This window comes from Roseicyclus amphidinii (assembly GCF_030163755.1).
GTDB classification, from domain to species: domain Bacteria; phylum Pseudomonadota; class Alphaproteobacteria; order Rhodobacterales; family Rhodobacteraceae; genus Roseicyclus; species Roseicyclus amphidinii.
On sequence record NZ_JASJOE010000013.1, the window covers coordinates 61,365 to 72,605 of the forward strand.

At 69.4% G+C, this 11,241-nt stretch carries 11 protein-coding genes; 7 read left to right on the forward strand and 4 right to left on the reverse strand.

Translation table 11 applies throughout. The annotated features are described in order from the left end of the window. The first annotated feature begins 279 nt into the window (after positions 1-279). Positions 280-1,683: a hypothetical protein gene (locus QQK83_RS06635; RefSeq protein WP_284262813.1), complete on the forward strand. Its 1,404-nt coding sequence runs from the start codon at positions 280-282 to the stop codon at positions 1,681-1,683. A 95-nt stretch (positions 1,684-1,778) separates the two neighbouring features. Here the strand turns inward: QQK83_RS06635 and QQK83_RS06640 are convergent, their stop codons facing one another. Beyond that, entirely contained in the window at positions 1,779-2,957 is a 1,179-nt protein-coding gene (locus QQK83_RS06640) for an acetyl-CoA C-acyltransferase (RefSeq protein WP_284262815.1), read from the reverse strand. Positions 2,958-3,039: 82 nt separating this feature from the next. On the opposite strand from QQK83_RS06640, the gene QQK83_RS06645 reads away from it, so the two are divergent. The 4 genes from QQK83_RS06645 to QQK83_RS06660 all read left to right on the forward strand — a co-directional run bounded on the left by QQK83_RS06645 (position 3,040) and on the right by QQK83_RS06660 (position 6,885). Next, positions 3,040-3,396 (forward strand): STAS domain-containing protein, encoded by a 357-nt coding sequence (locus QQK83_RS06645; protein WP_284262817.1) that lies wholly within the window; start codon positions 3,040-3,042, stop codon positions 3,394-3,396. Continuing rightward, entirely contained in the window at positions 3,393-3,938 is a 546-nt protein-coding gene (locus tag QQK83_RS06650) for an ATP-binding protein (RefSeq protein ID WP_284262819.1), read from the forward strand. The genes QQK83_RS06645 and QQK83_RS06650 overlap by 4 nt, the downstream gene beginning before the upstream one ends. Positions 3,939-4,919: 981 nt before the next feature. Further along, positions 4,920-6,503, forward strand: coding sequence for a gamma-glutamyltransferase family protein (locus tag QQK83_RS06655; RefSeq protein WP_284262822.1), 1,584 nt, complete (start codon positions 4,920-4,922; stop codon positions 6,501-6,503). A gap of 1 nt (position 6,504) precedes the next feature. Continuing rightward, positions 6,505-6,885, forward strand: coding sequence for a rhodanese-like domain-containing protein (locus QQK83_RS06660; protein WP_284262824.1), 381 nt, complete (start codon positions 6,505-6,507; stop codon positions 6,883-6,885). A gap of 9 nt (positions 6,886-6,894) precedes the next feature. On the opposite strand, the gene hspQ is transcribed toward QQK83_RS06660, so the two are convergent. Beyond that, positions 6,895-7,221, reverse strand: coding sequence for a heat shock protein HspQ (gene hspQ / locus QQK83_RS06665; protein WP_284262826.1), 327 nt, complete (start codon positions 7,219-7,221; stop codon positions 6,895-6,897). 87 nt (positions 7,222-7,308) lie between these two features. Here hspQ and QQK83_RS06670 point away from each other — a divergent pair, with 87 nt between their 5' ends. Further along, positions 7,309-8,190, forward strand: coding sequence for an AEC family transporter (locus QQK83_RS06670; RefSeq protein WP_284262828.1), 882 nt, complete (start codon positions 7,309-7,311; stop codon positions 8,188-8,190). Between the two features lie 88 nt (positions 8,191-8,278). Continuing rightward, positions 8,279-8,860 carry a transglycosylase SLT domain-containing protein gene (locus QQK83_RS06675; protein WP_284262831.1) on the forward strand — a complete coding sequence of 194 codons (582 nt, stop codon included), beginning with the start codon at positions 8,279-8,281 and terminating at the stop codon, positions 8,858-8,860. A 78-nt stretch (positions 8,861-8,938) separates the two neighbouring features. On the opposite strand, the gene QQK83_RS06680 is transcribed toward QQK83_RS06675, so the two are convergent. After that, on the reverse strand, positions 8,939-9,535 hold the full coding sequence (locus QQK83_RS06680) for a LolA family protein (protein WP_284262832.1): 597 nt from the start codon (positions 9,533-9,535) through the stop codon (positions 8,939-8,941). A gap of 69 nt (positions 9,536-9,604) precedes the next feature. Then, positions 9,605-11,241: DNA translocase FtsK (locus QQK83_RS06685; protein ID WP_284262833.1), on the reverse strand; the 1,637-nt coding region annotated here is incomplete at its 5' end.

An 11,241-nucleotide genomic window follows, 5' to 3' on the forward strand; every position in this document is an offset into this window, starting at 1 on the left:
GAAACGCTGTCGGAGGGGGGCGCGAAACTGCAGTTTCGCGGTTTGGGAAAACTGCAGTTTTCCCCCGTTTTCCTGCAGGAAAACGCTCCCCTCGCCCGTGCCCGCCCCGCGATCCGGGCCGGGCATGACACCGGCCATGCCGCGGCAGGGCCGCAGGTAAGGCTTGATGCGACTCGCCAATGGCGAGACGATCCCGCCTGACGACGGCGGTCTTGTCCGGTCGCGGGACGGGGCCTGCCGAAGGGTGGCGTGTGACGAGTGGGCCTGTGGGGCAAACGGATGAGTGATCAGACCGACCAGATCAGGCAGGGCGGGCGGTTCCTCGTGGCGCTTGGCCTTTTCGCATGGTGCGCGTTGCACATCGGGCCCGGCCCGGCGCAGGCGCAGGGCGTGGGTTTCGACAGCGTCATGGGCAGTTACGCCCCCGATGCCGATTGCGCGCGATGGCCGCGCGTCACGGTCGCGCAAGGCCATGTCGAGCTTTACGGCTGGGAAGGCGGCGACATCCTGTTCCTCGACCGCTGGCGCGCCTGCCCGGACTGCCTGCCGGGCGAGCCCGTGGCACCGGGTGAGCTGCGGGTCGCGCCGGTCCTGTCCGATGCCGACCCCAAATCCGCGCCGGTGGTCCGGTTCAACGCGGACGGTGTGCCGGGGCGGCTTGTGGCAGAGGCGGGCGGCGACATGACCGGTGTTCCGGAGCTGGCTGCCGTGGTGGAGGCCGGTGCCCTGGCGCGCTGCGACCTGTCGAGGATCGCAGCCGTGGCCACCCGCGACCCGACGGCCGACGCAAGCTGGCGCAGCTTCGAGACCGACGGGCGGGCCGGTGCATCCTTTTGCCCGGTGCGCGACGATGCGGCGGGACACCGGATGTGTGTCGACCTGGGCTGCGGCTACGGGCGGCGCATGGATTGGGCGCTGGACCTCGCGGGACGCCCGGCGGGTTTCGCCGACCCCGCCCCGGTCCCCGGCGGTGGCGGCATCGACGCCGAGGTCGTCATCGACGCGCGCGTGGTGGGCCGCATGACCTTCACCCGGCCCGAGGATGATCCGGCCGGCCCGTTCCGTGCCCCCTTCGATGCCGAGACGCATGGCGTGACGCTGGTGGAACTGCGGCGCGGGCAGGAGGCCGAGCTGCGCCTGTCGGCCGACGGGCGGACGGCGGCCGTGGTGATGAGCCTGCGCGGGTCGTCCCGCGCGCTCGACGGGATCATGCAGATGTGCGGCGAGCGGCTGATGGCCGCGACCCCGATCAACCGTCCCGACCGCTTCCTGTCACAGCAGGGCCAAAGCCAGCCCAAGGCCGAGGCCCTTGCCCGCGACGCGCTTGCCGCCATGCTGGCAGAGATGAACACGCAGGCCGATCCGCCCATCGTGGATGTGCAGACGGCCTGGCTGATCGACCTCGGCGACGGGTGGCGCTTCATCCTGACCGAGGTGGGGCCGTCCAACTTCCATTTCGGGATGGGAGGGTTCGGCGGTGTCGTGCTGGCCTCCCCTCCGGGCGAGCCGTTCCGCCGCGTCGGTCCCGATGCCAATGCCTCGATCATCTGGATCGACCGCGAGCAGCGCAACATGGGCTGGCCGCGCCTTCTGTTCCAGAGCGCGCGGGGGATGGCCCCCCCGTTCCACGCATGGCGCTGGGACGGGCGGGCTTACGTGTATGACCGGGAAATCCAGCCGTAACCGGGGGCCTTGCGACGGGGAGTGACCCGGCGTCGGCATGCGCCGTGCCCGACACGCCGAGCCGGCGTGCCTGTGGTCGGGTCCGCGCGCCCTGCCTAGCCGCGTTCGATGGCGATGGCCGTGCCCTCGCCGCCGCCGATGCAGATCGCGGCCACGCCGCGTTTGAGATCGTGGCGCTCCATCGCGTTGAGAAGCGTCACCATGATCCGCGCGCCGGACGCGCCGATGGGATGGCCCAAGGCACAGGCCCCGCCGTGGATGTTCATGCGCTCGCGCGGCACGCCCATCTCGTGCATGAAGGCCATGGGGACGACGGCGAAGGCCTCGTTCACCTCCCACAGGTCCACGTCACCGACCGACCAGCCCAGCCGGTCCAGCAGTTTGCGCGCCGCCGGAACCGGGGCGGTGGGGAACAGGTTCGGCTCCTGCGCGTGGGTGGCATGGCCGAGGATGCGCGCGCGCACCTTGAGGCCATGGGCCTCGGCCACCTGCGCGCGGGCCAGCACCAGCGCCGCCGCCCCGTCGGAGATCGAGGAGGAATTGGCCGGCGTCACCGTGCCGTCCTTGCGGAAGGCGGGCTTCAGCGTCGGGATCTTCTCGGGCCGGGCGTTGCCGGGCTGTTCGTCGGTGGTGACGACCGCCTCGCCCTTGCGGCCGCGCACCGTCACCGGCGCGACCTCGGCGTCGAAAGCCCCGCTTTCGATGGCCTTGAGCGCGTTCTCGAGCGAGCCCAGCGCATAGGCATCCTGTGCGTCACGGGTGAACTGGAACGCCTCGGCGCAGTCTTCGGCGAAACTGCCCATCAGGCGGCCCTTGTCATAGGCATCTTCCAGCCCGTCGAGGAACATGTGATCCTGCGCCGACTGGTGCCCGATCCGCGCGCCGCCGCGCATGGCGGGCAGGAGGTAGGGCGCGTTGGTCATCGATTCCATGCCGCCCGCAACCACGATGTCGGACCGGCCCAGCGCCAGCGCGTCCCAGCCGAACATCGCGGCCCGCATCCCCGAGCCGCACATCTTGTTGAGGGTCGTGGCCGGAACCTCCTTGGGCAAACCTGCGGCGAAGCCCGCCTGCCGCGCGGGGGCCTGGCCCTGGCCCGCGGGCAGGACGCAGCCCATCAGCAGCTCGTCGACCGCGGCGGCATCCGCGCCCGCATCGGCCAGTGCCGCGGCGATGGCCACGCCGCCCAGCTCTGCCGCCGTCGCCCCCGACAGCGCGCCCTGAAACCCGCCCATCGGCGTGCGCGCCGCGCCTGCGATCACCACTTCGTCCATCTCGCCCTCCCTGTCCGACGCTCACCGATTGGTAAGGATTGTCGCGTACCTCCATAGCAAATCTGTCAGCGGAGAAAACCGGATGAAGATGACATTCGACGACAAGGGCGCGGTCGGCGTCCTGCGGGTCGAGGAGACGCGCATCGACGCCAGCGTCGCCATCGCCTTCAAGGATCGCTTCCGGGACCTGACCGAACGGGGCAGCGGGCCCGTGGTGCTGGACCTTTGCGGGGTGGAGTTCCTCGATTCCAGCGGGCTGGGCGCGGTGGTCGCGGCGCGCAAGCTGCTGGGGGCCGGGCGGGTGCTGGAACTGGCGGGGCTGACGCCCGCGGTCGACAAGGTCATGACGCTGACGCGCATGGGATCGGTCTTTCCGATCCACGCCGACCTTGCGGCGGCGCTGGCCAGCCATGCGGCCCCGGCAAAGGCCGGGCCATGAGCGCGCCCCGCATCGGCGACCGGCCGGGGCGGATCATCGGCCTGCGCTTTGCCGCCACGCGGGACGCGGTGCGCGGCGCGCTGATCGCCGTGGACCGGGCGCTGGATGCGGCGGGGTTCGGGCGCGAGTTGCGCGACCGCACCCAGATCGCGCTGGCCGAGGCCTGCAACAACATCGTCGAACATGCCTATGGCGCTGCGGATGACGGGGCCGGAAACGGGGCCGGAAACGGGCGTGGCGGAACAGCGGCAGATGCGGTGATCACGCTGGATGTCGCCGCCGACCGCGGCGGGCTGCAGGTGACGCTGCGCGACCGGGGCGGCGCGATGCCGGGCGGGCGCGTGCCGGTGCCGGACCTGCCCGCGGTCGATCCGGGCGATCCGCTCGGCCTGCCCGAAGGGGGGTTCGGCTGGCCGCTCCTGCGCGGCATGGCCCGCGCGCTGAGCCTGTCGCGGCAGAACGGGCAGAACACCCTGCGCTTTCGCCTGCCGATGTCCGAGACCGGTGCAGATAAGGGCAGCGGCGGGCGAAACGCCATGTGATCGCCTGAATCCCGGCATACTCCCGCCCGTATCGGGGGCGATACATGGGCTTGTAGCTGCAGAGGCTTCCCTCGGCACCGCGTATCATAGCCCCCACCCAGTGCGCGGTGTCGAGGACCTCGCAGCTACCTCCCTTCCTCCATCCCTCCCTCCCTGACCGGCGATTGCGGCTTCGTTTCATGCCACGTCCCGCAATCGCCTTCGGCTGTGCGCCGAGGGGACTTGCGCCGCCACCGCGAAGCTGCCGGTCCGGGCGCGCGTGGCCCGGTGCGACCACCGGGGCGCGGTGGTTGTGGCTTGGGCCTGTGCCGTGCCTTCCGATCTCCGGCCCGGATGCGTGGGGGGACATACGCCCCTCAGCCTTCCGGAGCGCGTGCTGGCGATGTCGCTTCGGGGCGCGCCGCCCGGTGGGGCCACCGGGGCGCTGCGGTCGCGGCTTGGGCCTGTGCCGTGTCTTCCGGCCCCGGCCCGGATGCGTGGGGGGACATACGCCCCTCAGCCTGACGGTGCGCGTGCTGGCGATGTTGCCCCGGTGGCGCACCGCCCGGTGGGGCCACCGGGGAGATGGGGGTGCGGCATTGGCCTGTGCCGTGGCTTCCGGCCCCGGCCCGGATGCGTTGGGGGACATACGCCCCTCAGCCTTCCGGAGCGGGTGCTGGCGATGTCGCTCCGGGGCGCGCCGCCCGGTGGGGCCACCGGGGAGATGGGGTTCCGGCATTGGCTTGTGCCGTGCCTTCCTCCCCCCGGCACGGATGCGTGGAGGCATGCGCGCCCCAGCCTGCCTATGGACGTGGGTCATACCGGCCCCGCGGCGGGCGACGGTTGCATCCCTCGCGGTTCCGCGCCTCCTCCCCCCTGGACACGGGCGGCGGGGAGGCGGTGGAGGGTGCCTTGTCACGCGCCCGGTCTGCCGCCCCTTGCCCTCGCCGCGCCCGCGGTTACCTTGCGCGCGGGGACCGTGACCGCGTGGGAGGGACAACAATGCGCGATTTTCATCAACCCGGCCGGTCGGCCGTGTTCGCCGACCAGGGGATGTGCGCAACCTCGCACCCGTTGGCGGCGCAGACCGCCGTCGAGACGCTGAAGGCGGGCGGCAATGCCGTGGATGCGGCCATCGCGGGCGCGGTCCTGCTGGGGCTGTGCGAACCGGCGATGACGGGGATCGGTGGCGACTGCTTCGTGCTGGTGAAGCCCGCGGGTTCCGAGGATGTCATCGCGTTGAACGGCTCGGGCCGCGCACCTGCCGCCCTGTCGGGGGCCGCGCTGCGCGCCAAGGGGCATGAGAAGATGCCGGTCTTCGGCGACCCTGCCGCGGTGACCGTGCCCGGCGCGGTGGATGCCTTCTGCCGCCTGTCCGAGGATCACGGGCGCCTGGGGATCGACCGGCTGCTCGCCCCCACGATCCATTACGCCGAGGCGGGCGTTCCGGTCGCGCCGCGTGCGGGCTTCGACTGGGCCAATCACCACGAGAACCTGAGCGGCGCCGCGCGCGGTTTCTACCTGGTCGACGGGGCCGCGCCGAAGGTCGGGCAGCGTTTCGTCCACAAGGGCCAGGCCGAGGTGCTGCGCCGCGTCGCCGCCGAGGGGCGGAAGGGGTTCTACGAGGGTGAGGTGGCCGAGGACATGGTCGCCAGCCTGCGCGCGCTGGGCGGTGTGCATACGCTGGAGGATTTTGCGAACACCGCCTGCGACTACACCACGCCGATCAGCGGCACCTACAAGGGCGTCGAGCTGGTCGAGCATCCGCCGAACGGCCAGGGCGCGACCGCGATCCTGTTGGCCAATATCCTGGCCGAGTTCGACCTTCCGTCGATGGAGCCTTTCGGCACGCTGCGCGCCCATATCGAGGCCGAGGCGACGAAGCTCGCCTATGACGCGCGCGACCGGTTCCTGGCGGACATGGACCACATGACGCGGCTGGCGCATATGCTGGACCCCGCGACGGCGAAGAAGCTTGCCGCGCTGATCGACCCGACGCGGGCGATGGCCTCGGCCAAGCCGCTGACCGAGGAGGTCCACAAGGAAACCATCTACCTGACGGTGGTCGACCGCGACCGCATGGCGGTGTCGCTGATCTACTCGGTCTTCAAGGATTTCGGATCGGGCATCGCGTCGGACAAGTTCGGCGTGCTGTTCCAGAACCGCGGTGCGGGCTTCACGCTGGAAGAGGGGCATCCGAACGAGGCGGGTGGCGGCAAGCGCCCGATGCACACGATCATCCCGGCGATGCTGAAACAGGAGGGGCGCGTCATCATGCCTTTCGGCGTGATGGGCGGGCAATACCAGTCGACGGGCCATGCGCGCATGGTGACGAACATGGTCGATTACGGGCTCGGCCCGCAGGAGATGATCGACGCGCCGCGCTGCTTCAGCGAATACGGCACGATGAATGTCGAAAAGGGCTACAGCGAGACCGTCCGGCAGGAGCTGGCCGAGATGGGCCACGCCGTCACCATTCCCGCCGTGGGGATCGGCGGCGCGCAGGCGATCCGCATCCACCATGACACCGGCAGCCTCGAGGGCGGGTCGGACCCGCGCAAGGACGGCATCGCGCTGGGGTATTGAGATGGCGATCACACCGGTAAAGACGCTGGTGGCCGCGGCCAAGGCCGCGATCACCACGCTGGAACAGGAAACGGCGGCGGAGGCGGTCGCGGCGGGCCGCGCCGTCTTCGTCGATATCCGCGACATCCGCGAGCTGGAGCGCGACGGGCGTCTGCCCGGCGCGATCCATGCGCCGCGGGGGATGCTGGAGTTCTGGGTGGACCCCGAAAGCCCCTATCACAAGCCCGCCTTCGCCACCGACAAGACGCTGATCCTTGTCTGCGCGGGCGCGCAACGCTCGGCCTTGGCGACCAAGGCGCTGCAGGACATGGGGATGGAGAACGTGGCCGAGATGGCGGGCGGGTTTTCCGAGTGGAAGAAGGCGAGCCGCCCGGTCGAGTAGGCCGGGCGTTCAGTTCAGCTGGAATTCCAGCGGGTAACGCCCATCCTGGAACTCGCCGAACAGGTCCGGCAGATCGGGGTGATCGACCGGTTCACCGGTATCGTCGGGGACGAGGTTCTGCTCCGAGACATAGGCCACGTAGTAGCTTTGGTCGTTCTCGGCGAGCAGGTGATAGAAGGGCTGATCCTTGACCGGACGGGCCTCTTCGGGGATCGCCTCATACCATTCCTGCGTGTTGGCGAATTCGGGGTCGATGTCGAAAATCACGCCGCGAAACGGGTGTTTGCGGTGGCGGACGACCTGCCCCAGATTGTATTTTGCCGCGCTTTTCAGCATGACGCAGAACCCCCTTGCACGCCTCCTCTAACGCGGCCAAGGGGGGGATGTCCATGACTCTCGCCAAGATCCGGGGGAAACAATCTGTTGGATATGGCCCTGACGGTCCTGGGCATCGTGGCCCCTGTTTTCCTGCTGGGAACGGCCGGTTTCGCCTGGTCCAGGGCGGGATACGACTACCCGACGGACTTCGTCACGCGGATGGCGATGACGCTGGCGGTGCCCTGCCTGATCTTCACCGCGTTGATGGGGGCCGAGATCGAGGCGGCCGCGCTGACCGCGCTCAGTCTTGCGGCGCTGGTGGCCTATGTCGCGGTGATCGCGGCCAGCTGGGCCCTGGTGGCCCTCACGGGGCTCGAGCGCCGCGCCCATGTCGCGCCGCTGGCCTTTGGCAACACCGGCAACATCGGGCTGCCGCTGGCGCTGTTCGCCTATGGCGAGACGGGGCTGGGCCTTGCCGTGGTGGTCTTCGCGGTGATGGCGCTTCTGACCTTCACGGTGGGGCTGTGGCTGGTGGCCGGCGCGGCGCAGCCTGCCCGCGTGCTGCGCGAGCCGATGCTCTGGGCGACGCTACTGGGCGGGCTGTTCCTGTCGCAGGGCTGGCACACGCCCGACTGGCTGACCCGCGCGCTGGCGCTGGCCGGGCAGATGGCGATCCCTCTGATGCTGATCACGCTGGGGGTTGCGATCGCGCGGTTGACGCCGGGGCGGCTGGGCCGTGCGGCCTGGCTGTCGGCGGCGAAGCTGGCGCTGGGGCTGGCGGTGGGGGTGGCCGCGGGCCGGGCCTTCGGGCTGGAGCCGGTGGCCTTCGGGGTGCTGGTGCTGCAGATGGCGACGCCGGTCGCCGTCACCTCCTACCTGCTGGCGGAACGCTATGACGCGGACGCCGAAGCGGTGGCGGGGCTTGTGATGGTCTCGACCCTGATGTCGGTGGCGGCGATGCCGATCACGTTGTCGTTCCTGCTATGACCGCGGGCAAAGGCCGCCATTTCATCGCGCCGCACTTTGCCGTATACTGGGCGGAAGAGAACCGAAAAATCGGGCACGAGCAGATCACATGAAACGACGGTCCTTTCTCCTGGGCTCTCTCGTCGTCGTGGCCGCGGGCTGCGGGCGGCGCGAATTCTCGGCCCCGCGCAACCTTGACGACGCCTGCGCGCTGGCGGCCGAGCGGCCGCATTACTACCGCGCGATGCGGCGGACGGAGCGGCGCTGGGGCGTGCCGGTGCATGTCCAGATGGCGACCTTTCACCAGGAAAGCCGCTTCGACGGCGATGCGCGCCCGCCGTTCCGCTACGCGCTCGAGGTGATCCCGATGGGACGGCTGAGTTCCGCCTTCGGCTACAGCCAGGCGCTGGACGGCACGTGGGACGAATACCGCGCCTCGACCGGGAACCGCCGCGCGCAGCGCACCGATATCGACGACGCGGCGGATTTCATGGGCTGGTACATGGTGCTGACCCGCGAGCGGAACGGCATCGCGCTGGACGACGCGCGCAACCAGTATCTCGCCTATCACGAGGGCCATGCGGGCTTTGCCCGTGGCAGCTACAACTCAAAGGCCTGGCTTCTGGGCGTCGCCGACCGCGTGGCGGCGCGCGCCGAAACTTACCGGGTGCAGCTTCTGTCCTGCCGGTAAGGCGGGCTGCGCGACACCGGGGGGCGGTCTTGCGCCCCTCGGCCATGCGACATCACTCCGGGATAACATGCCCCGCCGTCAATCGCCCCGGCGCGCGCGAACCTCGAGCGGGATGTTGAACAGCCGCGAGGGGATCGTCACGCCTTCTTCGAGGGTGCCGAGGACCACGGTGGTCTGCGCGCCGGTGCTGTCGGTGATGACCCATTGGCGCAGCTCGACCGGGTCGCCGGTGAAGACCAGCTCGATGGTGCCCGCCTCGGGGCGGTCTGGGTCCTGCGCCAGCACGCGGGTGGCGGTGCCGTCGAACTCGTGACCGATCACCATGCCCGAGCGCGCAAGATCCACGTTGCGCTCGAGGATCAGGTTCAGCGGCGTCTCGCGCAGGGGATATTGTTCCGCGTTGCTGTTGGAGCGGCCATCGAAGATCGCCACCTGTCCGCCGCCGGCGATGACCAGAAGCTCGTCGCCGTCGTAATCGAAGCGCATCCGTCCGGGGCGGTGAATGTAGATGTCGCCGGTGGTGATGGTGCCGTCCGAATTGATCTGGGTAAAGGTGCCCTCGGCCGTGGCGATCTGCTGCAGGTAGCGCGACAGGTCGGACAGTGGCACGAGGTCGGCCTGCGCCGGGGCGGCCAGACCGAGGACAAGGGCAAGGGGCAGCGCGATGCGTTTCATGGCCTCAAGATATCCCTTTCACGCCCCGGTTGAAGGGGCAGAAACACGCCTCACGCAACCGTCAGCGGATCAATCCTGTTCCGGCACGAGGATCTCGCGCTTGCCCACGTGGTTGGCCGAGGAGACGAGCCCGGCTTCCTCCATCTGCTCCACGAGGCGCGCGGCCTTGTTGTAGCCGATCCCCAGCTTGCGCTGGATGTAGGAGGTGGAGCATTTGCGATCCTTCACCACCACCGCGACCGCCTGGTCGTAGAGCGCGTCGTCGCCATCGGTGTTGCCGCCGGTGTTCAGGCCCAGCACCGCGTCGATGTCGCTTTCGCGGTCCTCGTCGGGGCCGTCGAGCACGCTCGAGGCATAGTCGGGCGGTCCGAAGCTCTTGAGGTGGGTCACGATCTCCTCGACCTCCTCGTCCGAGACGAAGGGGCCGTGGATGCGGGTGATCTTGGCGCCGCCCGCCATGTAGAGCATGTCGCCCATGCCCAGAAGCTGCTCGGCGCCCTGTTCGCCCAGGATGGTGCGGCTGTCGATCTTGGAGGTGACGTGGAACGAGATCCGCGTCGGGAAGTTCGCCTTGATCGTGCCGGTGATGACATCGACCGAGGGGCGCTGCGTCGCCATGATGAGGTGGATGCCGCTGGCCCGCGCCATCTGTGCGAGGCGCTGGATGCAGGCCTCGATCTCCTTGCCGGCGACCATCATCAGGTCGGCCATCTCGTCGACGATCACGACGATGAAGGGCATCTTCTCGGGCAGGAATTCCTCGGTCTCGAAGACGGGATCGCCGGTCTCGTCGTCGAAACCGGTCTGGTAGGTGCGCTTGAACATCTCGCCCTTGGCGAGCGCGTCGGCGACGCGGCCGTTGTAGCCCTCGATGTTGCGAACGCCCATGCGCGACATCTTGCGGTAGCGTTCCTCCATCTCGCCCACGACCCATTTCAGCGCCACGACCGCCTTTTTCGGGTCCGTCACGACGGGCGACAGAAGATGCGGAATGCCGTCATAGACGCTGAGTTCCAGCATCTTGGGGTCGATCATGATCATCCGGCACTCATCGGGGGACAGCTTGTAGAGCAGCGACAGGATCATGGTGTTGATCGCCACGGACTTGCCCGAGCCGGTGGTGCCCGCGATCAGCAGGTGGGGCATCTTGGCGAGGTTGGCGACGATCGGGTCACCGCCGATGTCCTTGCCGAGCGCAAGCGGCAGCTTGTGGTTGCCGTCACCGAAGCCGCGGTGGCTCAGGATTTCTCGCAGCACCACCTTTTCGCGGTTCTGGTTGGGCAGTTCGATGCCGATCACGGTGCGCCCCGGCACGGTCGAGACGCGCGCGGACAGCGCCGACATCGAGCGCGCGATGTCATCGGCAAGGCCGATCACGCGGGATGCCTTGAGGCCCGGTGCCGGTTCCAGTTCGTACATGGTGACCACGGGGCCGGGGCGGACGCTGACGATCTCGCCCTTCACGCCGTAGTCATCCAGCACGTTCTCGAGCATCCGCGCGTTTTCCTCGAGCGCCTCGTCGCTGAGGTGGTGGCGCTGGATCGTGTCGGGATTGGTCAGCAGCGACAGCGAGGGCGGCTCGTAGGCCGCTTCTGCCTGTTGCAGGGGCAGCGAAGGCTGCGCATCGGCCTGCGCCTGCCGCGAGGGGGCGGGCTTGCGCTGGGCCGCGCGCTGCATGACGCGGCGCTGCAGCTCGGTCTGCACGG